We start from the raw sequence: 25,569 nt of genomic DNA, 5'->3' as shown, positions 1-25,569 counted from the left end.
TTACACCGGCCGCTTGCTGCTGTCGCCGGAGATTTCGCGGACCAGCTTGGGCACCAGGTAGCCGGACAGGCGCGCGGTCAGCTGCGCATGCAGGTCCTTGGCGGTGTCGTCGTCCACTTCGAAATGGGCCACGCCTTCGACCCGGTCCACCTGGTACAGGTAGTAGGGCAGCACCCCGGCGGCGAAGCTGCGCTCGCTCAGCGCCTGCAGCGCCTCGATCGAATCGTTGACCCCGCGCAGCAGCACCGCCTGGTTGAGCAGGGTGGCGCCGGCCTCGCGCAGGCGCGCCATCGCGGCATCCACGGTCGCATCGAATTCGTTGGCGTGGTTGGCATGGATCACGAACGCCACCGGCCACGGCAGGCTGCCCAGCCACTGCACCAGTTCGTCGTCCACCCGTTCGGGCAGCACCACCGGCAGCCGGCTGTGGATCCGCAGGCGGCGCAGGTGCGGGATCTGCCTGAGCGCCTGGGTCAGCTCGACCAGCTTGTGCGTGGCCAGCGACAGCGGGTCGCCGCCGGACAGGATCACCTCGTCGATGTCCGGGTCCTGTGCGATCGCGTCCACCGCATCGCGCCAGCCCTCGCGGGCCGCGTTCTCGGTGCCGTAGTCGAAATGGCGGCGGAAACAGTAGCGGCAGTTGATCGCGCAGCTGCCGGTGGTGACCAGCAGGGCGCGGCCGCGGTACTTCTGGATGACCCCGGTGGCCTTCTTGGCCGCGCCGTCACCGACCGCGTCCAGGCTGAAGCCGGGGACGATCTTCAGCTCGTCGGTGATCGGCAGCACCTGGCGGAGCAGGGGGTCGTGGCGGTCGCCGTGGCGCATCCGGGCCGCGAAGCCCTGCGGCACGCGCACCGCGAACTGGCCGGCCGCCTCGTCCGAGACGCCCAGCTCCACCGGATCCAGCCCCAGCTGCCGCAGCAGCTCGCGCGGGTCGCGGATCGCCTCGCGCCACCGTTGCTGCCAGCGGACGGGGGCGGCCAGGGGCGTGGCGGAAAGCTGCATGGAATGGGGGCCTGCGGTTATCATGTGGGTCAGAAATATCGAGTCACCCCACCGGTGTCGGTGGGATTTCCCATTCTATCCGGCTCGCCGCGCCTGCGCGGCGTTTGCCCATTCAGGAGTTTCAGCATGGCCACTGTTGGCATGAACGACGTCAAGAACGGGATGAAGATCCTGGTCAACAATGAACCAGCGGTCATCACCGAGACCGAATACGTCAAGCCGGGCAAGGGCCAGGCCTTCACCCGCATGAAGTACCGCTTCATCAAGTCGGGCCGCGTGGTCGAAATGACCATGAAGGCGACCGATGACGTGGAGAAGGCCGACGTCGTGGATACCAACATGGACTTCATGTACAGCGACGGCGAGTTCTGGCACTTCATGGACCCGGAATCCTTCGAGCAGGTCCAGGCCACCAAGGCCGGCATGGGCGGCGCGGAGAAGTGGCTGAAGGGCGAAGAGTCCTGCATCGTCACCCTGTGGAACGGCGAGCCGATCTTCGTGCAGCCGCCGAACTTCGTCGAACTGAAGATCACCGAAACCGACCCGGGCGTCCGTGGCGATACCTCGGGCGGCGGCGGCAAGCCGGCGACCCTGGAAACCGGTGCGGTGGTCCGCGTGCCGCTGTTCGTCAACCAGGATGAAATCATCAAGGTCGACACCCGCTCGGGCGAATACTCCGCACGCGCAGGCAAGTAATCCGGTGAAGCCGGATTACGTGTAGAGCCGACCGTTGGTCGGCTGCGCCACCCGGTAGCCGATCGTTGATCGGCCGGCCCTTGCCAGTGCCGACCATTGGTCGGCACCCAGGCGCAGCCGGGCGGCACTTCCCGGCGTTCATGATGCCGACACCACGCGCAGCCGAGCATGGCTCGGCTCTACCTCCAGAGCGCCCCGGTCGCACACGCCTTCGGGTCGCCGCCCAGCACAGTGAGTCCGCATGACCGACACCGCCCGCATTCCCGAAGCCTGTGACCTGTTGATCGAAGCCGGTTACGTGGTCCCGATCGAACCGCATGCGGTGGTGCTGGAAGACCATGCCGTGGCCGTGCGCGGTGGCGAGATCATCGCGATCCTGCCGCGTGCCGAAGCGCGCGAGCGCTTTGCGCCCAAGCAGACGGTCTCGCGCCCGGAGGCGGCGCTGATGCCGGGCCTGGTCAACGCGCATACCCACAATCCCATGACCCTGCTGCGGGGCGTCGCCGACGACCTGCCGCTGATGGTCTGGCTGCAGCAGCACATCTGGCCGGTGGAAGCGGCGGTGATCGGGCCGGAGTTCGTGGCCGACGGCACCACCCTGGCGATCGCCGAGATGCTGCGCGGCGGCACCACCTGCGCCAACGAAAACTACTTCTTCTCCGACGTCCAGGCCGCCGTCTACAAGCAGCACGGGTTCCGTGCGCTGGTCGGCGCGGTGATCATCGATTTCCCGACCGCCTGGGCCAAGACCGACGACGAGTACTTCGCCAAGGCCGGCGAGCTGCACGACCAGTGGCGCAACGACCCGCTGATCGGCACCTCGTTCGCGCCGCACGCGCCGTACACCGTCAACGATGCCAATTTCGAACGCGTGCGCATGCTGTCCGATCAACTGGACATGCAGGTGCACCTGCACACGCATGAGACCGCGCAGGAAATCAGCGACTCGATCAAGCTGCACGGCCAGCGCCCGCTGGCGCGGCTGGATCGGCTCGGCCTGGTCAACGACCGCCTGATCGCCGTGCACATGACCCAGCTGACCGAGGCGGAAATCCACCTGTGCGCCGAGCGCGGCGTCAGTGTGGTGCACTGCCCGGAATCCAACCTCAAGCTGGCCTCCGGCTTCTGCCCGGCCTGCGCCCTGCAGCGCGCAGGCGTGAACCTGGCGATCGGCACCGACGGCTGCGCCAGCAACAACGATCTGGACATGTTCAGCGAGAACCGCACCGCGGCGATCCTGGCCAAAGCCGTCGCCAACGACGCGACCGCGCTGGACGCGGCCACCACGCTGCGCGCGGCCACGCTGGGCGGCGCCCGCGCGCTGGGCTTCGGCGACCGCATCGGCTCGATCGAGGTCGGCAAGCAGGCCGACCTGGTCTGCGTGGACCTGTCCGCGCTGGAAACCCAACCGCTGCACCATGTGCTTTCGCAGCTCGTGTACGCGGCCGGCCGCCATCAGGTCAGCGATGTCTGGATCGCCGGCCAGCCCAAGCTGGTCCAGCGCGAACTGGTCGGCATGGATACCGCGGCGATCGTCGCCAACGCCCGCCAGTGGCGCGAGCGTATCCGACACATCCGTGCTTGATGCACCAAGGATCCCCATGAACACCCCCCATGCCTCCACCAATTTCGATCAGGCCGAACTGGACAAGTTCGCCGCGCTCGCCAACCGCTGGTGGGATGTCGACGGCCCGCAGAAGCCGCTGCATGCGCTGAACCCGGTACGCCTGAAGTACGTCGCCCAGCGCGTCACCCTGCGGGGCGCCCGCGTGCTCGACATCGGCTGCGGTGGCGGCCTGCTCAGCGAGGCACTGGCCAAGGAAGGTGCGGACGTCACCGCGATCGATCTGGCCCCGGAGCTGGTCAAGGTCGCGCGCCTGCACGGGCTGGAGTCCGGCGTCAGCGTCGATTACCGCGTGCAGGCCGCTGAAGACCTGGCCGCCGAACAGCCGGGCAGTTTCGACGTGGTCACCTGCATGGAAATGCTCGAGCACGTGCCGGATCCGGGCGCGATCATCGCCGCGTGTCACCGCCTGCTGAAGCCGGGCGGCCAGCTGTTCCTGTCCACCGTGAACCGCACCCCGGCCGCGTTCGCCGTGGCGATCGTCGGTGCCGAATACGTGGCGCGGCTGCTGCCCAAGGGCACGCACCACTACCAGGATTTCATCAAGCCCGCCGAGCTGGGCAAGTGGCTGCGCGAAGCGGATTTCAACCTGCGCGACGTCAGCGGCATGGCCTATGAGCCGTGGCGCAACCGCGCCCGCCTGAGCACGCGCACCGACATCAATTACCTGGCCCATGCGGTCAAGCCGGACGACGCCGCCCGTGTCTGAATTCGGTTTCCCGCCGGCGGTGCTGTTCGATCTGGACGGCACCCTGCTGGACAGCGCGCCGGACATGCTGGCCACCGCCAACACGATGCTGGCCGCCCGCGGACGTGGGCCGATCACTCTGGGCGCGCTGCGCCCGGTGGTCTCCAAGGGTTCGCGCGCGATGATTTCGGTGGCCTTTCCCGAACTGGGGCAGGTCGAGCGTGATGCGCTGGTGCCGGAGTTCCTGGAACGCTACGAGGGTCTGATCGGCCAGCACGCGGCGCTGTTCGATGGCATCGCCGGCATGCTCGACGCACTCGATGCCGCCGGCTGTGCCTGGGGCATCGTGACCAACAAGCCCGAATACCTGGCCCGCCTGATCGTGCCGCAGCTGGGCTGGGAACAGCGCTGCAAGGTGCTGATCGGTGGCGACACCCTGGCCCAGCGCAAGCCGCATCCGCTGCCGCTGCTGGCCGCGGCCGAGCGCATGGCGATCGCGCCGGGCACCTGCGTTTACGTCGGCGATGACGAGCGCGACATCGTCGCCGCCAACGCCGCCGGCATGGCCTCCGTCGCCGCCCTGTGGGGCTATCGGCTCGATGCCGACGATCCGATGGCCTGGGGTGCCGACACCCTCGTCGATCTGCCCGAACACCTGCAACATGCCAAGGCGTGGCCGCTTCCGCGCACGCTCTAGCCTTTCAAGGAATACACCGTGAGTACTTCCAGCGCCCTGGACAGCTTCCTGGACAAGTGGCGGACCCGCTGGCCCGAGTGGCAGGTGGCCGAACGCTTCGTTCCCGAGAACCAGCGCACCCTGGTGGTGGCGTGGTTCTCGCTGCTGCAGGAGTTCGACGACATCCTCAACACCGCCGGCGACCCGATGCCGTCGGACGCCAAACTGGCGTGGTGGGGGGAAGAGCTGCGCAGCTGGGCGGCGCAGCGTTCGCGTCATCCGCTGGGCCGGGTGCTCGAGCCGGTTCGTGCGCCGTGGGCACAGCTGGCCGAGACCCTGCCGGATCTGATCGACGCGCGTGCGGTACCGGTCGATCCGGCGCAGGCGCTGCGCGCGTTGCAGGCCTATGCGGCCGCCGTGGCTGCGGTCGAAGCGGTGATGTTCGACAGCCCGGCGCGTGGCGATGTCGCCACCCCGGTGCTGGTGCAGACCCTGGCCCAGCGCCTGCACGAGAGTGGTGTCGCTGCCATTCCGCGTTCGCTGCTGGCCGAGGATGACACCGCCGCGCCGCGCAAGTGGGCGCAGCAGTTGCTGGCGAAGTGGCCGGCGCGGGTGGCCGGCCCGCGCCCCCGCCGGCTGTACGCGGCGTTGGCCCGTGCCCGCCAGCAGACCTGGGCGCAGGATCGTCAGTACCAGGCCACGCCGATGCGTACGCTGTGGCTGACTTGGTGGGCTGCGCGCGGCTGATCGTGGATGCCGGCCAGCGGCCGGCACGCCGTTATTTCCCGCGTTCCAGCACCAGCAGCGGGTCGATACGGGTATCGAACCAGTTCATGCCCCAGTGCAGGTGCGGCCCCGTCGCGCGACCGGTCGCGCCGACCGCGGCGATCACCTGACCCTGTTCCACTCGGTCGCCGACCTTCACGTCGATGCGCGACAGGTGCAGGAAGTTCGAACTGATCCCGAACCCGTGATCCAGCAGCAGCGTGCCGCCGGTCAGGTACAGGTCCGGGCCGGCGAAGGTCACCACGCCGGCGGCCGGTGCCTTGACCGGCGTGCCGGTGGGGACCGCGATGTCCATGCCGGAGTGGCCCGAACCGGGCTGCCCGTTGTAGACGCGCGCATTGCCGAAGCGGCCGCTGATGCGGCCCTGCACCGGCCAGATGAAGGGCTGGGCGAAGTCGGCGCGGTTGTCATCGCGGGCACGCGCGGCAGTGACCTGGGCCTGCTCGCGCTTGATCCGCTCGGCGATCGCCGGCGGCGGGTTGACCGTCTTCGGAGGTACGCCGTTGACACGCTCGGTCGGCCAGTCGCGCGGGGTGACGGCGATGCTGACCGTTTCGTTGCCGCCGTCCGGACGCTGCACCTGGACCTGCAGCGGCCCCTTCTCATCGCGGCCGATGCCGAACACCACGCTGCCGTACCCGCTCACGCGCAGGCTGCGGCCGCCGTACTGCACGACGCTGCCGGCGGGCACCTTGCCGATCACCATCGCGCCCTGCGAGGCGCTGGCTGGAAACACCACCCGCGCATCGGCCTGGGCCATGACGGGCGAGGGCAGCAGGCTGCCCATCGCCGCGACGCCTGCGGCCGCCAGGGCCGCACTCAACAGCCGTGCCCGCATCAGCGGTCGAAGCTCATGCGCTGGCCGTTCGGCGAACCCACCAGCTTTTCGCCATCCCAGGCCAGCTGCCCGTTGACCCAGGTCGAGGCGATGCGCGAGCGGAAGGTGGTGCCTTCGAACGGCGACCAGCCGCACTTGGAGAGCACGTCTTCACGCTTGACGGTGAAGGGCACATCCTCGACCAGCACCAGATCGGCGAAGTAGCCCTCGCGCAGGTAGCCGCGCTGGCTGACGTCGAACAGCTGGGCCGGCGCATGCGCGAACTTCTGCACAACCTGGGTGATCTCCAGCTTGCCTTCGTGCACCAGCTCCAGCGCGGCGACCAGTGCGTACTGGACCAGCGGCAGGCCGGACGGCGCCTGCGCATAGGGCTTCTGCTTCTCTTCCCAGGTGTGCGGCGCGTGATCCGTGGCGAGCACGTCGATCACGTCATCGGCCACGGCGCGGGTGAGGGCCTCGCGGTCGCTGGCTTCCTTGATCGCCGGGTTGCACTTGATCAGGTTGCCCAGGCGCGCGTAATCGCTGCGGTCGAAACGCAGGAAGTGGATGCAGGTTTCGGCGGTGATCTGCTTGCGGCTGCCATCGGCGCGGATCAGCGGGCCACGCTCGAACAGGGCGAGCTCGTCGGCGGTGGAGATGTGCAGGACGTGCAGGCGGGTGCCGTGCTTCTTCGCCAGCGACACGGCCAGCTGGGAAGACTTCAGGCAGGCCTCGCGCGAGCGGATGTCCGGGTGCTGTTCGGCACTGAGGGCGTCGCCGTATTTCTCGGCGTACTCCTTGGCCTTGGCATCGATCATCGGGGTGTCTTCGCAGTGCGTGATGATCGGGGTGGGCGCGTCGCGGAAGATCGCGTCCAGCGTTTCGGGGTTGTCGACCAGCATGTTGCCGGTGGAGGCGCCCATGAACACCTTGATGCCCGGTGCGGTCTTGGGATCCAGCGACTGGATGTGGGCCAGGTTGTCGTTGCTGGCACCCATGTAGAAGCCATAGTTGGCGCGCGCGCGGCCGGCGGCGGCGTCGTACTTGGACTGCAGGATCTCGGCGTTGAGCGTGGGCGGGTTGGTGTTGGGCATGTCCATGAAGCTGGTCAGGCCCCCGGCGACGGCCGCGGCCGATTCGGTCGCGATGTCACCCTTGTGGGTCAGGCCGGGCTCACGGAAGTGGACCTGGTCGTCGATCATGCCCGGCAGCAGCCAGCGGCCGGCGGCGTCGACGACGGTCTCGCCCGGGCGTGCCTCCAGGCCAGGACCGATCTGCGCGATACGGCCGTCTTCGATGCGCAGGTCACCCTGGGTGATGGTGCCTTCATTGACGAGGCGGGCGTTGACGATGAGCGTGGAGGACATTCAGTGTTTTCCTGTGCAGCGGCGGGTGGCGTCATGCGCGGCGCGCGGAGGCACCTCGTCGATACCACCGGGATGGAAGGGATGGCAGCGGCCCAGCCGGCGCGCGGCCAGCCAGCTGCCGCGCGCGGGGCCATGGGTGGCGATGGCTTGCATGGCGTATTCAGAACAGCTGGGCATGAAGCGGCAACGCGGCCCCAGCAGTGGGCTGATGAAGCGCTTGTAGAAGCGCAGCAGGGCGATGAGCAGGCGTGAGATCACCCCCCAATCTTATTCCAGTTGGCATGAAGGTCGCATTTGTCGCAGGATGGGGCGTTGGACCCGTCCGCACCCACGCGCGCGACGGGCCGCCCCGGCGGTGTCGCCGGGTCAGGTACCGAACTGCGCACGTTGGCCCGCCTGCCAGGCGGACCGGTCGCACGCCTTGCGACTCCGGGGCTGAACGGAGTAGGCGGTGTGGTTGCTGCTGCTGGTCGGGTAGGCTATAAAGGCCCGCTTTCCCGGGCCCCGGGGAATCCAAGGAAGAGCGTTTCGTGGCTGCTAAAAAAACTGCAAAGAAGGCCGTCAAGGCCGCCAAGAAAACCGCCAAGCCTGTTGTAAAGAAGTTGGCGGCCAAGACCGTTGCCAAGAAGCCGGCTGCCAAGCCGGTTGGCAAGCCTGCATCCAAACAACCGGCGGCCAGGACGGCACCCGTTAAAAAGGCGGCCAGCAAGTCGCCCGCCAAGGCCGTCAAGAAGGCTGTCGCCAAGAAGCCTGCTGCCAAGACGGTGGTGGCCAAGAAGACCGTCGCCAAGAAGGTCGTTGCCAAGAAGTCGACGGTCGCCAAGCCGGTTGCCACGCCCGCCAAGCGCGCGGCAGGCAAGCCGGTAACCAAGGCGCCCGTCAAGAAAACCGCGGCCGGCAAGCCGGCGGCCAAGAAGACCGTGACGCCTGCCGCCGCCAAACCCGCGGCCAAGCCGGCCCCGGCGAAGAAGACCGCAGTCAAGCAGGCACCGGCCACGCCGGTGAAGGCCAGCAAGACCGCCAGCAAGCCCGTGGCATCCAAGCCGGCTGCCAAGCCGGTTGCAGCACCCGTAGTGAAGTCCGCACCGAAGCCGGCATCGCCGGCGCCGGCCAAGTCTGTCCCGGCCAAGAGCGCGGCCAAACCTGTCACCTCTCCGGCCTCCGCGCCGGCGCCGGTCGCAGCCGCCCCCGCCTCCAAGGCCCCGCAAAACAAGAATCCCGTGCCCGTTTCGAAATCGCCTGCAAAAACCCCCGCCAAGTCCGAGTCCGCCCCCAAGCCGGTGTCCCGTCCGGTCGGCAAGGTCGCCGTTGCCGTGGCAGCGCGTTCGGCCGCCCCGGCCCCGCGCACCAAGGTGAAGGTGGTGGAATACAAGACTGACGAAGCCACCGGTCGTCCGATCCTGCCCGACGGTTATAAGCCGAGCGCGGAAGAGGAATACATGAGCCCGCTGCAGCTGGAGTATTTCCGCCAGCGCCTGCAGCACTGGCGCAATGATCTGGTGGAAGAATCCAAGCAGACCATCGCGAATCTGCAGGAAGAAGTGCGTGACATCGGCGATGAGGCCGAGCGCGCCACCCGCGAGACCGAGAACTCGCTGGAACTGCGTACCCGTGATCGTTACCGCAAGCTGATCGGCAAGATCAACAGCACGCTGAAGCGTCTGGAAGACGGCGACTACGGTTTCTGTGTTGATACGGGCGAAGAAATCGGCCTGGATCGTCTGGAAGCCCGCCTGACCGCTGAGCGCACGATCGATGCGCAGGAGCGTTGGGAGCATCTGCAGAAGCAGCAGGGCGACTGATCGCGCTGTTGGTGTTGCTGTTCCAAGGAAAACCCGGCTTCGGCCGGGTTTTTTTTGGCTGTTCGCTTTTGGGTTGTGTTGGTTTGTGTTGGTCGCGAAGGGCGTAGGCGCCTTGGAGGCTGGCGTTAGAGTGGGTCGGGCAGCCCGGTCCGGGACGCGCCGTGAACCCATCCATGGGGGCTCGTAGTGCGGCATCCATGCCGCACACGGTCCCGGACCGGGCTGCCCGACCCACTCCCGACAGGTTCATGGGTGGGCGGATGGAAGGAGCTTGGACTCCCGCTTCTGACGCTGTTTCGGCAGGCTGCCAGTGCCGGCTGGATCGTCGGGACATGCCGGGTGCTGGTCCGGATGTTTGTCCCGCGCTTTGCGCGGCATCCACGCATGGCGTGCATCTACAGGTGTGGCGGGCACGCCAGAAATTGCGCGGTCCGCAGTCCGCACTCAGCACTCAGCACTCAGCCGTCAGCAGTCAGCACTCAGCCGTCAGCAGTCAGCCGTCAGCCGTCAGCCGTCAGCCGTCAGCCGAAGCCGTGCCGGAGTCCTAAAAGCCGTCAGGCGTCAGCTATCTGCCGGTCGCTCTTCGCCGTTAATCCCGCGCAAGCAACTTACTGTCCATGGGTGGACGGGTAGCGCAGTGAAGGACCGTGTGCGGCATGGGTCCGGCGCATGCGCCGGACGGGTTGGGCAGGACGCCCAACCCCGGCCTTGCCGTGCGTGCAGGACTGCACGCACGAGCAAGCCGCACTACGAGCCCCCATGGATGGGTTTACGGCGGGTCCTGCACTGCGCTGCCCGGCCGCCCAACCGCAGGATCAGGAAGGCGCCGAGCCGACAGCGCACGCAACCCAACCGCGCAGCGCCAGCCAGCCAGCCCGGGCTCCAGCTGGGGAGCCCCAAGCGGCCAGCCGGCCAAATCCTCAATGCAGATCGCGCAGATTCAACCGCCGTAGCGTCGGATTCTTCCAGGCCGTGATGCCGGCCACGCTCAACACCGCAAAGCCCCCCAGCACCACCGCCGGGACCAGCCCCAGCAGCTTTGCCATCGTGCCCGCATAGAACGCACCCAGCTCATTCGACGAACTGATGAAAATGCCATTGATCGACGACACCCGGCCACGCATCTCCTCCGGCGTCGCCAACTGCAGGATCGTCGAACGCACCACCACCGACACCCCGTCGAACGCACCGTAGAACAGCAGGATCGCCGCCGACAGCCAGAAATTCGACGACAGCCCGAACCCGATCACGCACAGACCGAACCCCGCCACCGCGAACAACAGCACGCGCCCCGCATTGCGCTGCAGCGGCCGCCGCGCCAGCCACAGCCCCACGCACACCGAGCCCAGCGCCGGCGCCGCACGCAGCACCCCCAGCCCCTCCGGGCCGTGGTGCAGGATTTCGTGCAGGAACGCCGGCAACATCGCCACCACGCCGCCGAGCAGGACCGAGAACATGTCCAGCGCCATCGCCCCGACCATGATCCTGTTGCCCAGCACGAAACGACCGCCCTCGGCGATGCTCTTGAAGATCGGTGCCGCCGGGCCCGTGTGCACCGGCTCGGAGACCCGCAGCGCCGCCAGGCAGCCCAGCGCGATCAGCGACACGCCGACCGCTACGCCATAGGCCACGCCCTTGCCACCCCAGGCCACCAGTGCGCCACCCAGTGCCGGGCCGAGCACCATGCCCGCCTGGAACACCACCGCGCCCAGGCCCGCGCCGCGCGCGTACTGGGTGCGCTCGAGCACGCGCGCGAACAGCGCGTTGTAGATCGGCGACAGGAACGCGCGGACCATGCCGGTCAGCGCGATCGCCGCATAGATCGGCCACACCCCGTGAAACGGCAGCCAGCCCTGGGCGACCGCGGTCAGCACCAGGGCCGTCATCACCAGCCCGCTGCACGCGACCATGCCCAGCCGGCGGCGCGGCAGGTGGTCGACCAGGTAGCCGGCAAACGGGGCCACGCAGAAGAACGGCAGCACCTCGGCCAGGCCGACCAGGCCCAGCGAGAACGGATTGCGGGTGACTTCGTAGATGTGCCAGCCGACCGTCACCGCGACGATCTGGTAGGAGAGCATCGCGAAGATGCGGTACGCCAGCACCAGCGAGAAGCCCGGGCGCGCCAGCAGCTGCAGGGCGCTGTCGGGCTCCTGCGGATCGGCGGAGACCGTCACGACTGTGCTTGGGCGGTGTCGCGGATGAAGGCCAGCATCGCCGCCACGCCATTGCTGCGGGTCGGCGACAGATGGCGCGACAGCCCGATGTCCTGGATGTAGCTCGGCTCGGTGGCCAGGATCTCGGCCGCGGAACGGCCCGAGTACACGCGCAGGGCCAGGTAGATCAGCCCGGAGACGATCGCCGAATCACTGATGGCGTGGAAGCGCAGCGCCTCGGCATTGCCCTCCGGCACGATCCAGACCATCGACTGGCAGCCGAGCAGGCGATGCTCTTCGGTCTTCCACTCGTCCGGGAAGGTCGGCAGCTTGCGGCCGAGGTCGATCAGGTACTGGTAGCGCTCGGACCAGTCACCGAAGAAGGCGAATTCCTCGGCGATGGCGGCCTGGGCCTCGGCCGGGGTGGGTTCGAGCGGGAACGGGGATGCAGGGGTCATGGGGTACTCCAGGCCGGTCATGCGCCTTCCTTGGTCTGGCCGTGATGGTTCGAAGGAGGCGCCGGCCATCCGTGGCCGGGTCTGTGTCGTGGCAACGCCCAATGGGTCGGGCAGTATCTCGCAGCGCCCGGCGGTCGGCCGGGCGGTCTTTCAGCGCTTGCGCGACCAGCGCACGCCTTGGGCGGTGTCTTCCAGCACGATGCCGTCGGCGGCCAGCTGGTCGCGGATCGCATCGGCGCGGGCGAAATCGCGGGCGTGCTTGGCGGCCGCACGCGCGTCGATCAGGGCCTGGATGGCGGCATCGTCATCGTGGCCGACCGCCGTGCCGAACCACGCGCCAGGATCCTGCTGCAGCAGGCCCAGTGCCAGGCCGGCGCCGAGGAGGGTGGACTTCCAGTGCGCCTTGTCCGCGTCGACGGCCTTGCGCGCCTCGCCGGCGATGCGGGCCAGTTCGGCCAGCGCCTGCGGCGTGTTGAGGTCGTCATCCAGCGCGGCCTCGATCTCGGCCGGGATCACCGCCGTGGCGTCCACGTCGACCAGGTCGCGCAGGGTGCCGTACAGCCGGTCCAGGGTGCGCACCGACTGCTCGATCAGCGCATCGGACCAGTCCAGCGGCTGCCGGTAGTGGGCCGACAGCAGCGCGTAGCGCAGGGCCTCCGGGGCATGCTGGCGGACCAGGTCGTGCACCCGCTCGATGTTGCCGATCGACTTGCTCATCTTGGCGCCGCCGAAGTTGAGCATGCCGTTGTGCAGCCAGAACCGGGCGAAGGTCTGCCCGCCGTGCGCGCACTCGCTCTGCGCGATCTCGTTCTCGTGGTGCGGGAACTGCAGGTCCACGCCGCCGGCATGGATGTCGATGGTCGGGCCCAGGTGGGCGGCGGCCATCGCCGAGCACTCGATGTGCCAGCCCGGGCGGCCGCGGCCCCAGGGCGATGCCCAGCCGGGCAGGTCGTCGCTGGAGGGCTTCCACAGCACGAAGTCACCCGGGTCGCGCTTGTACGGGGCCACGTCCACGCGGGCACCGGCCAGCATCTCGTCCGGGTCGCGGCGCGAGAGCTTGCCGTAGTCGGCGTAGGAGCCGACCGCGAACAGCACATGGCCCTCGGCCGCGTAGGCGTGCCCGTTGGCGATCAACTGCTCGATCATCGTGACGATCTGCGGGATGTGCGCGGTGGCTTCCGGCTCGATGTCCGGCGGGACCACGCCCAGCGCCGCCATGTCCTCGCGGTAGGCGGCGGCGAAGCGGTCGGTGATCGTGCTGATCGGCACGCTTTGCTCGCGCGCGGCCGTGTTGATCTTGTCATCCACGTCGGTGATGTTGCGGGCATAGCGCAGGCCACCGAAGCGGCGCCGCAGCAGATCGGCCAGCACTCCGAACACCACCGGGCCACGGGCATTGCCGATGTGGACGTAGTTGTAGACCGTGGGGCCACACACATACAGGGTCGGACAGGTCGGATCGAGCGGGGTGAACGGTTCGAGCTGGCGTGTCAGGTTGTTGTGCAGGCGCAGGGTCATGAGGGTCGGGAGCGGGGGTAAGCGGTCGATTTTAGAACGTGTCGGGGGCTTTGGGGGGATGCGGGGCAGGGCAGGTGAGCGGCGGGGCCGGCCGGCGGGATCGCTGAAGGCTTCAGCCGATCCGGCCCGTGGGCGCGGGTTCCAGGGCCACGCGCGGGTCCGGCCTATGGGCATAAACGCCACGGAAGGGTAATGTTCAGCCCCTTGTGCCTGGCACTGCCTAAACTATCCCCCTTGTCCTCTTCCTTGTTGCCAATGAAATCCGCTTCGTTGTTGACGCTGGTCTGCCTGCTCGGAAGTGCCGCCTTCGGGGCGTGCGCCCAGGACGGTGAGGTGCGCAACCGGGTGGTGATCGTGGAGAACGTCAAGTTCGACTACGCCCAGGTGCTCAACGTCGAGCCGGTGTTCCAGACCCTGCGCGCCACCCGCACCGAAGAACACTGCGTGCCGATCTCGACCCGCACGCTGGCCCCGGTCAACGTCACCGGTGAGGAACCGCAGGAAGACAAGAGCCGGTTCGGTCGCTTCATGGACTCGGTGCGCTCGATCTTCCGTCGTGAAGACGGCAGCACCGACGAGAGCGGCTATTCCGAGACCGTGGTCGTCGAGACTGCCCCGGCCAATACCGGGCCGCTGCTGACACGTGACTGCAAGATCATCCCGGTCGGCCGCGAGTTCCGCCGGCCGATCGCCTACGACGTGGACTACGTCTACAAGGGCACCAAGTACCGCTCCCGCCTGCCCGAAGATCCGGGCAACCGGCTCAAGATCCGGGTGTCGATCACCCCCTGGGTGGGCAACGAGCAGGCCGGCGGCGCCAACCCGTGACCCCCGGCATCGCCCCGGGCGTGGATGCCTTCAACCTGAATTGTCATTCAGGCCTTGCACGCACTCCGGGTGCATGCAAAGATGGGCGGCCATGAAACTCACCGACTTCCAGCACGACACCAGCGCCGCCCGTATGGCTACGGGCATGACGTCGCGTGCCCGCCGACCGGAACCCCACATTTTCGCTGGGTAACCGGAGCTTCGTGCTGTCTGTTCGGAAAACCCAGCCCCCGCGCTGGGTTTTTTCGTTTCTGCGTCGGTAAAAAGTTTGCTTGAAAAGTTTCATCTGTACGTTTGTTGAGCCCTGAACGCGCCCCGGCGCCCCCAACCTCCGCCGGAAACGGTGGAAAACCAGCCGCAAAGGATCGATCGATGTCCCTGAAGCACTTCCTGAACACCCAGGACTGGAGCCGCACCGACCTGGATGCCCTGCTGACCCAGGCCGCGCTGTTCAAGCGCAACAAGCTGGGCGACGAGCTCAAGGGCAAGTCGATTGCCCTGGTGTTCTTCAATCCCTCCATGCGGACCCGCACCAGCTTCGAGCTGGGCGCGTTCCAGCTGGGCGGCCATGCGATCGTGCTGCAGCCGGGCAAAGACGCCTGGCCGATCGAGTTCAACCTGGGCTCGGTGATGGACGGGGACACCGAGGAGCACATCGCCGAAGTGGCCCGGGTGCTGGGTCGTTACGTCGACCTGATCGGCGTGCGCGCCTTCCCGAAGTTCATCGACTGGACCAAGGACCGCGAGGACGAAGTGCTCAAGAGCTTCGCCAGGTACTCGCCGGTGCCGGTGATCAACATGGAAACCATCACCCACCCGTGCCAGGAACTGGCCCACGTGATGGCGCTGCAGGAACACTTCGGTACCCAGGACCTGCGCGGCAAGAAGTATGTGCTGACCTGGACCTACCACCCCAAGCCGCTCAACACCGCGGTGGCCAACTCGGCGCTGACCATCGCCACCCGCATGGGCATGGACGTGACCCTGCTGTGCCCGACCCCGGATTACATCCTGGACGAGCGCTACATGGGCTGGGCCGAGCAGAACGTCGCCGAGAGCGGCGGTTCGCTGCAGGTCAGCCATGACATCGCCAGCGCCTACGCCGGCGCGGACGTGGTGTACGCCAAGAGCTGGGGCGCGCTGCCGTTCTTCGGCAACTGGGAACCGGAAAAGCCGATCCGCGACCAGTACAAGCACTTCATCGTCGACGAGGCCAAGATGGCGATGACCAACAACGGCGTCTTCAGCCACTGCCTGCCGCTGCGCCGCAACGTGAAGGCGACCGACGGCGTGATGGATTCGGCGCAGTGCATCGCGATCAACGAAGCCGAAAACCGCCTGCATGTGCAGAAGGCGATCATGTCGGCGCTGGCAGGACGATAAGCAGCACGGCGGCCGTAGAGCCACGCCATGCGTGGCTTCGCGGCGCCCACCCGGGAGCAGCCACGCATGGCGTGGCTCTACCCGCCCCGAAAAACGCATTCCACATTGCATTCCACTTGGACCTGACCCCCATGAGCAAGAAAGACATCGTCCTGGCCTTCTCCGGCGGACTCGACACCAGCTTCTGCGTGCCCTACCTGCAGGAGCGCGGTTACAACGTGCACACCGTGTTCGCCGATACCGGCGGCGTGGATGACGAAGAGCGCGATTTCATCGAGAAGCGTGCCGCCGAGCTGGGTGTCACCAGCCACGTCACCGTCGATGGTGGCCCGGCGATCTGGAGTGGCTTCGTCAAGCCGTTCGTGTGGGCCGGCGAAGGCTACCAGGGCCAGTACCCGCTGCTGGTGTCCGACCGTTACCTGATCGTGGATGCCGCGCTCAAGCGCGCCGCCGAACTGGGCACCAACATCATCGCCCACGGCTGCACCGGCATGGGCAACGACCAGGTCCGTTTCGATCTGGCCGTGAAGGCACTGGGTGATTACCAGATCGTCGCGCCGATCCGCGAAATCCAGAAGGAACACACCCAGACCCGCGCCTACGAACAGAAGTACCTGGAAGAGCGCGGCTTCGGCGTGCGCGCCAAGCAGCAGGCCTACACCATCAACGAGAACCTGCTCGGCCTGACCATGTCCGGCGGCGAGATCGACCGTTGGGAAGCGCCGGGCGAGGGTGCCCGCGGCTGGTGCGCCCCGCGCAGCGAATGGCCGGTCGAGCCGCTGACCGTGACCCTGAAGTTCGTCGAAGGCGAAGCCGTCGAACTGGACGGCAAGGCGCTGCCCGGGGAGCAGATCCTGGCCAGGCTCAACAAGCTGTTCGCCGCGTACGGCGTCGGCCGTGGCGTCTACACCGGTGACACCGTGATCGGCCTGAAGGGCCGCATCGTGTTCGAAGCGCCGGGCCTGGTCTCGCTGCTGGCCGCGCACCGCGCGCTGGAAGATGCGGTGCTGACCAAGCAGCAGAACCGCTTCAAGCCGGACGTGGCGCGCAAGTGGGTGGAGCTGGTGTACGAAGGCTTCTACCACGACCCGCTGAAGACCGACATCGAGGCTTTCCTGAAGTCCTCGCAGGCGAAGGTCAACGGTGAAGTGGTGCTGGAGACCCGTGGTGGTCGTGTCGATGCGGTGGCGGTGAAGTCGCCGCACTTGCTCAACACCAAGGGCGCCACCTATGCACAGTCGGCCGACTGGGGCGTGGAGGAAGCGGAAGGCTTCATCAAGCTGTTCGGCATGAGCTCGACCTTGTACGCGCAAGTCAATCGCGGTTAACCGCGATTGACTTGCCCGCGCATTCCACCTTATCCCTGCGCCGTTGGCGCGCCCCCTTGAACAACAAGGGGGCTTTCCTCCAGCCGGGTAGATGCCGCTTTGAAGGATCCTCGATTCATGCTTGAACAGACACTCGATCACCTGCAGCAGCTCGTGTCCTTCGACACGCGCAATCCGCCGCGTGCGATCACCACCGGCGGCATCTTCGATTACCTGCGCGCGAACCTGCCCGGGTTCAACGTGGAGGTGATCGACCATGGCGACGGTGCCGTCAGCCTGTATGCGGTGCGTGGCACGCCGAAGTACCTGTTCAACGTGCACCTGGATACCGTGCCGGACTCGCCGCATTGGACGGCCGATCCGCACCTGATGCGGCGCACGGACGATCGCGTGATCGGCCTGGGCGTGTGCGACATCAAGGGCGCCGCGGCGGCCCTGGTGGCGGCTGCGAACGCCAGCGATGGAGACGCCGCGTTCCTGTTCTCCAGCGACGAGGAGGCCAACGATCCGCGTTGCATCGCCGCCTTCCTCGCCCGTGGCATTCCGTATGAAGCGGTGCTGGTGGCCGAGCCGACGATGAGCGAAGCGGTGCTCGCACACCGTGGTATCAGCTCGGTGCTGATGCAGTTCAAGGGCCGCGCCGGGCATGCCTCGGGCAAGCAGGATGCGGCCGCCAGCGCGTTGCACCAGGCCATGCGCTGGGGCAACCGCGCGCTGGACCATGTGGACACCCTGGCCCATGCGCGCTTTGGCGGGCTGACCGGCCTGCGCTTCAACATCGGGCGGGTGGAAGGCGGGATCAAGGCCAACATGATCGCGCCCGCTGCCGAAGTGCGTTTCGGCTTCCGTCCGCTGCCGTCGATGGACATCGATGCGCTGCTGGCCACGTTTTCCAGCTTCGCCGAACCGGAGGCCGCGGTGTTCACCGAGACCTTCCGCGGGCCGAGCTTCCCGGCCGGCGACATCGCCGAGGCCGAGAACCGCCGCCTGCTGGCGCGTGACGTGGCCGATGCCCTGGATATCCCGATCGGCAACGCGGTGGATTTCTGGACCGAGGCCTCGCTGTTCTCGGCCGGGGGTTACACCACCCTGGTGTACGGTCCGGGCGACATCGCCCAGGCCCACACCGCCGATGAGTTCGTGACGCTGGAGCAGCTGCAGCGTTACACCGCGTCCGTGCACCGCATCATCGCGCGCGGCGCGTGATCCAATGATGCCGTCGTGGCTCCCCACTGACGGAACCTCCATCGCGGCCCCGGCCGCCTGCGACGATATCGAAATGCCTTCTTCCCAGCCCCACCGCCAGACCCGTCAGACCATCGTGCGCCTGCTCTCGAGCATGGCCAGCGCGAAGGAGATCAGCCAGTACCTCAAGCGTTTCTCGCAGCTGGACGCCAAACGCTTCGCCGTGGTCAAGGTCGGCGGCGCGGTGCTGCGCGATGACCTCGATGCGCTGACCTCTTCGCTGTCGTTCCTGCAGGAAGTCGGCCTGACCCCGATCGTGCTGCATGGTGCCGGCCCGCAGCTGGACGCCGAACTGTCGGCGGCCGGCATCGAGAAGCAGACCGTCAACGGCCTGCGCGTGACCTCGGCCGAAGGCCTGGCGATCGTGCGCCGGGTGTTCCAGGCCTCCAACCTGCAACTGGTCGAAGCGCTGCAGCAGAACGGTGCGCGCGCGACCTCGATCACCGGCGGCGTGTTCGAAGCCGAGTATCTGGACCAGGACACCTACGGCCTGGTCGGTGAGGTCAAGAAGGTCAATCTGGCCCCGATCGAAGCCAGCCTGCGCGCCGGCTCGATCCCGGTGATCACCAGCCTGGGCGAAACCCGTTGCGGGCAGATCCTCAACGTCAACGCCGATTTCGCCGCCAACGAGCTGGTGCAGGAACTGCAGCCTTACAAGATCATCTTCCTGACCGGCACCGGCGGCCTGCTCGATGAAGAAGGCAAGGTGATCGATTCGATCAACCTGTCCACCGAGTACGACCAGCTGATGCAGCAGCCGTGGATCCACGGTGGCATGCGGGTCAAGATCGAACAGATCAAGGACCTGCTGGATCGGCTGCCGCTGGAGTCCTCGGTATCGATCACCCGGCCGGCTGACCTGGCCAAGGAACTGTTCACCCACAAGGGTTCCGGCACGCTGGTGCGCAAGGGCGAGAAAGTGCTGCGCGCCACCGCGTGGGACGAACTCGATCTGCCGCGCCTGAAGCAGCTGATCGAATCCAGCTTCGGCCGTACCCTGGTGCCGGACTACTTCCAGAAAACCAAGCTGCTGCGCGCCTACGTGAGCGAGAATTACCGCGCCGCGGTGATCCTCACCGACGAAGCCGAAGGCGTATACCTGGACAAGTTCGCCGTGCTCGACGACGCGCAGGGCGAAGGCCTGGGCCGTGCGGTCTGGAACGTGATGCTGGATGAAACCCCGCAGCTGTTCTGGCGTTCGCGCAATGGCAACCCGATCAACCACTTCTACTACGCCGAATCCGATGGCTGCTACAAGCAGGGCCACTGGAAGGTGTTCTGGTTCGGCGCCGACGACTTCGACCGCATCAAAGCGTACGTCGAGCATTGCGCCGCACGCACCCCCAGCCTGGAGGGCTGAACCCGATGAATCTTGCCGATTGGACCAAGGTCCCCACACTGGCCGGCACGCATGCCCGGCTGGAGCCGCTGCAGATGGCGCATATCGATGGCCTGCGCGGTGCACTGGGGGATGGCACCTTGTCCAGGCTCTGGTACACCCAGGTGCCCAGCGCGAAGACCATGACCGCCTACGTCCAGGCCGCGCTGCAGGCGCAGGCCGAGGGCAAGGTGCTGCCGTTCGCGGTCCTCAACGAGGCCGATGAGGTCGTCGGGACCACGCGCTATTACAGCCTGGAAGCCGAGGTGCCGCGCCTGAGCATCGGCTACACCTGGTACGGCGAGGCCGCCCAGCGCACCGGGATCAACACCGAAACCAAGCTGATGCTGCTCACCCATGCCTTCGAGCGGCTGGAATGCCTGAGCGTGGTGTTCGAGACCAGCTGGTTCAACTTCACCTCGCGCACCGCGATCGCGCGCCTGGGCGCCAAGCAGGACGGCGTGCTGCGCAACCACAAGCGCCACCCGGACGGCACCCCGCGCGACACCGTCATCTTCTCCATCATCGATGCGGAATGGCAGGGGGTGAAACGCCACCTGCAGCACCGCCTGGACGCACACGCATGAGCACCACGACCTTCACCGTCGGCATTGTCGGCGCCCGCGGCCATACCGGCGCGGAGCTGATCAAGTTGATTGCCGCCCACCCCCACCTGCAGTTGGGCTTCGTCTCTTCGCGCGAACTGGCCGGCCAGCGCGTCAGCGACCACCACAGCGACTGGCAGGGTGAACTGCAGTTCGAAAACCTGGATGCCGACGCCGTCGCCGCCAAGGGCGTGGATGCGGTGATCCTGGCGCTGCCCAACGGCCTGTCCGCACCGTTCGTCGCCGCGCTGGACGCGGCGAAGCCGGAGACGGTGATCGTCGACCTGTCGGCCGATCACCGCTTCGAGCCGAGCTGGTACTACGGCCTGCCTGAACTGACCCGCGGCGATTACCTGGGCCAGAAGCACATCAGCAATCCCGGCTGCTACGCCACCGCGATGCAGCTGGCGATCAGCCCGCTGCTGCAGCAGCTGGCCGGCCCGCCGCAGTGCTTCGGTGTTTCCGGTTACTCCGGCGCCGGCACCACGCCCTCGGACAAGAACAACCCCGAGCTGCTGCGCGACAACCTGATGCCGTATGCGCTGACCAACCATGTGCACGAGCGCGAAGTCACTGCGCATCTGCGCGTGCCGGTCGAGTTCATGCCGCATGTGGCGCCGCACTTCCGCGGCATCACGATGACGGTGAACCTGTGGCTCAACACGGTGGTCAAGCGTGAGGACGTGATCGCGCTGTACCAGAAGTACTACGCCGACGAGGCGCTGATCGAGGTGCTCGACGAATCGCCGTGGGTCAGTCAGATCGCCGGACGGCATGGCGTGCAGATCGGCGGCTTCGACGTGGCCCCGGGCGGCAAGCGCGTGGTGGTCGTGGCGACCCTGGACAACCTGCTCAAGGGCGCGGCGACGCAGGCGATGCAGAACCTCAACCTGGCGCTGGGCCTGGACGAACTGGCCTCGATCCCGCACTGAATCCCCACGGCGCTGCGCGGCCCCTGCGCGCGCCCTGACAACCCGGCGGAGCGAATCCGCCTACGGAGCAAGACATGGCAGACCTTCTGTGGCAGAAGCCCGGCGTCGCGGTAGACGCCAAGATCCAGACCTTCCTGGCCGGCGATGATGTGATCCTGGACCGCGAGTTCTTCCTGTACGACGTGGCGGCCAGCAAGGCGCACGCGCAGGGCCTGGAGAACATCGGCATCCTCGGCAACGACGAGCGCGTCGGGCTGCAGCGCGAGCTGGATGTGCTTGCAGAGGATTTCCGCAGCGGCGCGTTCGTGCTGGATGAGCGCTTCGAGGATTGCCACTCGGCGATCGAAGCGCGCCTGACCGAGCGCCTCGGCGATGCCGGCCGCAAGATCCACACCGGCCGCAGCCGCAACGACCAGATCCTGGTCGCGACCCGGCTGTGGTTGAAGGACAAGCTGCTGCGCGTGGCCGAGCTGAGCCGCGAGATCGCCAAGGTCGCGCTCGACCGTGCCGAAGCCGAGAAGGACCTGCCGGTGCCGGGCTATACGCACATCCAGCGCGCCGTGGTGTCCTCGGCGGGCATGTGGTGGGCCGGCTGGGCCGAGGCCTTCATCGACAATGCGATCCGCGCGCACGACACCTTCAATCTGGTCGACGCCAATCCGCTCGGCACGGCCGCCGGCTACGGCGTGAACCTGCCGCTGGACCGCGCGCACACCACCGAGGCGCTCGGTTTCGCACGGATGCAGATCTCGCCGATCTACGCGCAGCTGTCGCGCGGCAAGTTCGAGCTGGCCGCACTGGAGGCGCTTGGCGGTGCCACCCTGGATCTGCGTCGCATCGCCTGGGACCTGTCGCTGTTCACCAGCGGCGAGTTCGGCTTCGTCGCGCTGCCGGCGCAGTACACCACCGGCAGTTCGATCATGCCGAACAAGCGCAACCCGGATGTGATCGAGTTGATGCGCGCTACCCACGCCAGCGTGGCCGCGGCACGGACCGAAATCGAGCAGCTGCTGTCGCTGCCGTCGGGCTACCACCGTGATCTGCAGAGCAGCAAGGGCGCGATCTTCCACGGCTTCGGCCGTGGCCTGGCCGCGCTGGAACTGCTGCCGGCGCTGCTGGCCAACCTGGAATGGCGCGACGACAAGCTGCGTGCGGCGATCGACTCGGGCATGTATGCCACCGATGTCGCCGTGGAAGCGGCGGTGGCCGGCGTGCCGTTCCGCGAGGCCTACAAGGCCGCCGCCGCCGCGGCGGATACGGCCGGGCAGGGGCGTACCCCCGAAGGCAGCCTGGCCGCGCGCGTGTCGCCCGGCGCGGCGGCCGACCTGCGGCTGGATGCGCTGCGCGCCCGCTGGGCCGCATTGGTGTAATCACGACGGCGGCCGCAAGGTCGCCGTTTTTGTAACGTCTTGCCGGGCACTGCCCGCGAAAGGGACTCACATGAAAACCTGTTACCTGGTGATGGTCACCCGCACGCCGGACTTCCGCGATGAGGTCGGTGCCGAGCACGTGCGCTTCCTCGATGAGGTGCGGGCCCGCGGGCAGCTGCTGCTGACCGGTGGCTTCACCGACAAGAGTGGCGGCGCGTACGTGCTGCAGGACATCGCCGACCTGGCCGCCGCGCAGGCGCTGGTCGACACCGATCCGCTGCTGGTGCAAGGCAGTGCCACCGCCCGCATCCACGAATGGAGCACGCGCTGAGCGCGCCGATCACATGAACCAGCCCGTGCCTTCGCCGTTCACCGAACAAGCCGTTCCGCAGTGGAAACGTGCCGTGCTCAAGGTCGGCAGCAGCCTGCTGGCGGCCGATGGCGGCGGCCTCTCGCCGCGCCACGCACTGGGCCTGGCCCAGTTCGTCTCGGCCAATGTGCTGGCCGGTCGCGAGGTGGTGATCGTGTCCTCCGGTGCCGTCGCGGCCGGTCGGGCGATCGTGCCCCGCGCGCTGGAAGCCGGGGCGGCGATGGCGGCACGGCAGGCGCTCGCGGCGCTGGGCCAGGCGCAGCTGATCGGGCTGTGGCAGCGCTTCTTCGAACGTCCGGTGGCGCAGGTATTGCTGACCCATGATGACCTGCGCAACCGCCGCCGCTACCTCAATGCCCGCGCCACGCTCAATGAGCTGCTGCGGCTGGGCGCGCTGCCGGTGGTCAACGAGAACGACACGGTCTCGGTGGATGAGCTCAAGCTGGGCGACAACGACAATCTGGCGGCCACCGTTGCTGCGCTGATCGACGCCGATGTCCTGTTCATCGCCACCGATATCGACGGCCTGTACAGCGCCGATCCGCGCCGCGATCCGCAGGCGCGGCCGATCCACGATGTGCCTGAGCTGACCGTCGATGTCCTGGCGATGGCCGGGGGTGCCGGCAGCGGCGCCGGCACCGGCGGCATGCATACCAAGCTGGAGGCCGCGGCCAAGGCGGGCCGCGTTGGCATCGAGACTTGCCTGTTCAACGGGCGCAGCGCCGAGGTGGTGCGCGCACTCAGCCAGGGCCGCCTGTTCGGCACCCGCATCCATGCCGCGCAGACCCGCGTGGCGGCACGCAAGTACTGGCTGCGCCACGCACCGCTGGAGCCGGGCGCGATCCTGGTCGACGCTGGCGCCGCCGATGCGCTGCGCGGCAAGGGCGCCTCGCTGCTGCCGGGCGGCGTGGTCGGTGCGGAGGGTGACTTCCGCCGTGGCGACATGATCGAGATCCGGCACCGCACCGAGGCCGGCGAGGTGTGCCTGGCCCGTGGCGTCAGCCAGTACTCGGCCAGCGACATCCGCCGCGTCGCCGGGCGCCACTCGCGCGACATCGAAAGCGTGCTCGGCTACAACTACGGTGGCAACGTGATCCACCGCGACGATCTGGTGGTGCTGTAACGCGTAAGAACATCCACGGGAGAGCCACGCCATGCGTGGCTGCGCAACCTGGGCCCGTTCGACATCCCCCAGCCACGCATGGCGTGGTTCTACCGTGTTTTTCCGAGGATATTGAGATGGTCGCCAGCTCCACTACCGACATCCGCACCCAGGCGCTGGCCTGCCGCGAGGCGGCCCGGCAACTCGCCCAGCTGTCCTCCGCCGCCAAGGCCGCTCTGCTGGAGGCGATGGCTGCCGCACTGGACGCGGATACCGATCTGATTCTCGCCGCCAACGCGCGCGATCTCGCCGCAGCCACGGAGAAGGGCGTCGGCACCGCGATGCTGGACCGCCTGGCCCTGAACCCGCAGCGGCTGGCCGGCATCGCCGCCGCGTTGCGCGAGGTGGCCGCGTTGCCCGATCCGGTCGGGCAGGTCACCCGCGACGACGTGCGCCCGAATGGCATCCGCGTGCAGAAGGTGCGCGTGCCGCTGGGTGTGATCGCGATGATCTACGAAGCGCGCCCGAACGTGACCGCCGATGCGGCGGCGCTGTGCATCAAGGCCGGCAACGGCGTGATCCTGCGCGGTGGTTCGGAGGCGATCCACTCCAACACCGCGATCGCGGCGTCGCTCAAGCGGGCGCTGCGCGAGGCCGGTGTCGCCGATGCCGCGCTGACCCTGGTCGAGGACCTGCGCCGCGAGACCATGCTGGCCCTGCTGCAGCTCAACGACCTGATCGACCTGGCGATTCCGCGTGGCGGGGAAGGCCTGATCCGGTTCGTGGCCGAGCACGCGCGGGTGCCGGTGATCAAGCATTACAAAGGCGTCTGCCATCTCTACGTGGACCGTGCCGCCGATCCGGCGCGTGCACTGGGCCTGCTGGTCGATGGCAAGTGCAGCCGCCCCTCGGCCTGCAATTCGCTGGAGACGCTGCTGGTGCATGCCGACATCGCGCCGACCTTCCTGCCGTTGGTGGCGCAGGCACTGGCCGGGCAGGGCGTGCAGGTCCGTGCCGACGCGGTGGCACGGCAGTGGTTACCCGACGCCGGGCCGGCCAGTGATGATGATTACGCTGCCGAGTACCTGGATCTGATCATCGCAGTGCGCGTGGTGAAGGATCTCGATCAGGCACTGGCGCATATCCAGCAGTACAGCTCGGACCATACCGAAGTGATCGCTACCGAGGATGCGGAGGCTGCCGAGCGCTTCGTGCACGCGCTGCGTTCCGCCGTTGTCATGGTCAACGCGTCCTCGCGTTTCTCTGATGGTGGCGAGCTCGGCTTGGGTGCGGAGATCGGCATCTCGACCACCCGGTTGCACGCCTATGGCCCGATGGGCCTGGAAGCGCTGACCGTGGAGCGCTTCGTCGTCCGCGGCGAAGGCCAGACGCGCGCGTGACCCGGTAGAGCCGGCCGCTGGCCGGCTCCTTCGCATCC

General features: G+C 67.6%; 24 protein-coding genes. 17 read left to right on the top strand and 7 right to left on the bottom strand.

From position 1 onward, the window contains the following. The gene (gene epmB / locus ABE473_RS13935) at nt 1-1,005 is read right to left on the bottom strand and encodes an EF-P beta-lysylation protein EpmB (RefSeq protein ID WP_346489883.1); all 1,005 of its coding nucleotides are present in this window, start codon (nt 1,003-1,005) and stop codon (nt 1-3) included. A gap of 126 nt (nt 1,006-1,131) precedes the next feature. On the opposite strand from epmB, the gene efp reads away from it, so the two are divergent. The 5 genes from efp to ABE473_RS13910 all read left to right on the top strand — a co-directional run bounded on the left by efp (nt 1,132) and on the right by ABE473_RS13910 (nt 5,436). Further along, nucleotides 1,132-1,701, top strand: coding sequence for an elongation factor P (gene efp / locus ABE473_RS13930; RefSeq protein ID WP_019182820.1), 570 nt, complete (start codon nt 1,132-1,134; stop codon nt 1,699-1,701). Nucleotides 1,702-1,942: 241 nt separating this feature from the next. Further along, the gene (locus ABE473_RS13925; protein WP_346489882.1) at nt 1,943-3,286 is read left to right on the top strand and encodes a TRZ/ATZ family hydrolase; all 1,344 of its coding nucleotides are present in this window, start codon (nt 1,943-1,945) and stop codon (nt 3,284-3,286) included. 16 nt (nt 3,287-3,302) lie between these two features. Further along, nucleotides 3,303-4,034, top strand: coding sequence for a bifunctional 2-polyprenyl-6-hydroxyphenol methylase/3-demethylubiquinol 3-O-methyltransferase UbiG (ubiG, locus tag ABE473_RS13920; protein ID WP_346489881.1), 732 nt, complete (start codon nt 3,303-3,305; stop codon nt 4,032-4,034). Beyond that, entirely contained in the window at nt 4,000-4,710 is a 711-nt protein-coding gene (locus ABE473_RS13915; RefSeq protein WP_346489880.1) for a phosphoglycolate phosphatase, read from the top strand. The genes ubiG and ABE473_RS13915 overlap by 35 nt, the downstream gene beginning before the upstream one ends. Before the next feature lie 18 nt (nt 4,711-4,728). Continuing rightward, nucleotides 4,729-5,436, top strand: coding sequence for a squalene/phytoene synthase family protein (locus ABE473_RS13910; protein ID WP_346489879.1), 708 nt, complete (start codon nt 4,729-4,731; stop codon nt 5,434-5,436). Nucleotides 5,437-5,467: 31 nt separating this feature from the next. Here ABE473_RS13910 and ABE473_RS13905 read toward each other — a convergent pair whose 3' ends face one another. Genes ABE473_RS13905 through yidD form a run of 3 tightly spaced genes read right to left on the bottom strand, consistent with a single transcriptional unit; the run spans nt 5,468 to nt 7,917 of the window. Next, entirely contained in the window at nt 5,468-6,313 is an 846-nt protein-coding gene (locus ABE473_RS13905) for a M23 family metallopeptidase (RefSeq protein WP_346489878.1), read from the bottom strand. After that, nucleotides 6,313-7,659 (bottom strand): dihydroorotase, encoded by a 1,347-nt coding sequence (locus ABE473_RS13900; protein WP_176989404.1) that lies wholly within the window; start codon nt 7,657-7,659, stop codon nt 6,313-6,315. Before ABE473_RS13900 ends, ABE473_RS13905 begins: the two co-directional genes overlap by 1 nt. Next, nucleotides 7,660-7,917, bottom strand: a complete 258-nt coding sequence (yidD, locus tag ABE473_RS13895) for a membrane protein insertion efficiency factor YidD (RefSeq protein ID WP_346489877.1) — start codon at nt 7,915-7,917, stop codon at nt 7,660-7,662. Nucleotides 7,918-8,189: 272 nt separating this feature from the next. Between yidD and dksA the strand changes: the two genes are divergently transcribed. After that, nucleotides 8,190-9,461 (top strand): RNA polymerase-binding protein DksA, encoded by a 1,272-nt coding sequence (gene dksA, locus ABE473_RS13890; RefSeq protein WP_176989405.1) that lies wholly within the window; start codon nt 8,190-8,192, stop codon nt 9,459-9,461. A 920-nt stretch (nt 9,462-10,381) separates the two neighbouring features. Here the strand turns inward: dksA and ABE473_RS13885 are convergent. The 3 genes from ABE473_RS13885 to cysS form a co-directional block, all read right to left on the bottom strand. Beyond that, nucleotides 10,382-11,635, bottom strand: coding sequence for an MFS transporter (locus ABE473_RS13885; RefSeq protein ID WP_176989406.1), 1,254 nt, complete (start codon nt 11,633-11,635; stop codon nt 10,382-10,384). Next, complete coding sequence (locus tag ABE473_RS13880; RefSeq protein WP_346489876.1) at nt 11,632-12,072, bottom strand: SufE family protein; 441 nt, start codon at nt 12,070-12,072, stop codon at nt 11,632-11,634. The genes ABE473_RS13885 and ABE473_RS13880 overlap by 4 nt, the downstream gene beginning before the upstream one ends. Before the next feature lie 150 nt (nt 12,073-12,222). Further along, a complete protein-coding gene (gene cysS / locus ABE473_RS13875) occupies nt 12,223-13,590 on the bottom strand; it encodes a cysteine--tRNA ligase (RefSeq protein WP_346489875.1) in 1,368 nt (455 codons plus the stop codon). A 255-nt stretch (nt 13,591-13,845) separates the two neighbouring features. Between cysS and ABE473_RS13870 the strand changes: the two genes are divergently transcribed. The 11 genes from ABE473_RS13870 (at nt 13,846) to ABE473_RS13820 (ending at nt 25,531) form a co-directional block, all read left to right on the top strand. Then, nucleotides 13,846-14,418, top strand: coding sequence for a hypothetical protein (locus ABE473_RS13870; RefSeq protein WP_346489874.1), 573 nt, complete (start codon nt 13,846-13,848; stop codon nt 14,416-14,418). A 372-nt stretch (nt 14,419-14,790) separates the two neighbouring features. After that, complete coding sequence (locus tag ABE473_RS13865) at nt 14,791-15,801, top strand: N-acetylornithine carbamoyltransferase (RefSeq protein WP_179458465.1); 1,011 nt, start codon at nt 14,791-14,793, stop codon at nt 15,799-15,801. Between the two features lie 131 nt (nt 15,802-15,932). Next, the gene (locus ABE473_RS13860) at nt 15,933-17,129 is read left to right on the top strand and encodes an argininosuccinate synthase (RefSeq protein ID WP_346489873.1); all 1,197 of its coding nucleotides are present in this window, start codon (nt 15,933-15,935) and stop codon (nt 17,127-17,129) included. Nucleotides 17,130-17,246: 117 nt separating this feature from the next. Further along, nucleotides 17,247-18,335 carry an acetylornithine deacetylase gene (locus ABE473_RS13855; RefSeq protein WP_346489872.1) on the top strand — a complete coding sequence of 363 codons (1,089 nt, stop codon included), beginning with the start codon at nt 17,247-17,249 and terminating at the stop codon, nt 18,333-18,335. A gap of 73 nt (nt 18,336-18,408) precedes the next feature. After that, a complete protein-coding gene (locus ABE473_RS13850) occupies nt 18,409-19,734 on the top strand; it encodes an acetylglutamate kinase (RefSeq protein ID WP_346489871.1) in 1,326 nt (441 codons plus the stop codon). Nucleotides 19,735-19,739: 5 nt separating this feature from the next. Then, nucleotides 19,740-20,339, top strand: a complete 600-nt coding sequence (locus tag ABE473_RS13845) for a GNAT family protein (RefSeq protein ID WP_346489870.1) — start codon at nt 19,740-19,742, stop codon at nt 20,337-20,339. Beyond that, nucleotides 20,336-21,289 (top strand): N-acetyl-gamma-glutamyl-phosphate reductase, encoded by a 954-nt coding sequence (gene argC, locus ABE473_RS13840; RefSeq protein ID WP_346489869.1) that lies wholly within the window; start codon nt 20,336-20,338, stop codon nt 21,287-21,289. The genes ABE473_RS13845 and argC overlap by 4 nt, the downstream gene beginning before the upstream one ends. A gap of 74 nt (nt 21,290-21,363) precedes the next feature. Further along, nucleotides 21,364-22,659: an argininosuccinate lyase gene (argH, locus tag ABE473_RS13835; protein WP_179458471.1), complete on the top strand. Its 1,296-nt coding sequence runs from the start codon at nt 21,364-21,366 to the stop codon at nt 22,657-22,659. A gap of 70 nt (nt 22,660-22,729) precedes the next feature. Further along, nucleotides 22,730-22,990, top strand: a complete 261-nt coding sequence (locus tag ABE473_RS13830; RefSeq protein WP_346489868.1) for a YciI family protein — start codon at nt 22,730-22,732, stop codon at nt 22,988-22,990. Nucleotides 22,991-23,003: 13 nt separating this feature from the next. Next, nucleotides 23,004-24,152: a glutamate 5-kinase gene (gene proB / locus ABE473_RS13825; protein WP_346489867.1), complete on the top strand. Its 1,149-nt coding sequence runs from the start codon at nt 23,004-23,006 to the stop codon at nt 24,150-24,152. A 116-nt stretch (nt 24,153-24,268) separates the two neighbouring features. Beyond that, the gene (locus ABE473_RS13820) at nt 24,269-25,531 is read left to right on the top strand and encodes a glutamate-5-semialdehyde dehydrogenase (RefSeq protein ID WP_346489866.1); all 1,263 of its coding nucleotides are present in this window, start codon (nt 24,269-24,271) and stop codon (nt 25,529-25,531) included. Nucleotides 25,532-25,569 lie beyond the last annotated feature (38 nt).

It is taken from the genome of Stenotrophomonas sp. TWI700, from assembly GCF_039673645.1.
Classification (GTDB): domain Bacteria; phylum Pseudomonadota; class Gammaproteobacteria; order Xanthomonadales; family Xanthomonadaceae; genus Stenotrophomonas; species Stenotrophomonas maltophilia_AA.
The sequence above is the reverse complement of the archived record's forward strand: the minus strand, read 5'-3'. Positions and strand labels throughout refer to the sequence as shown.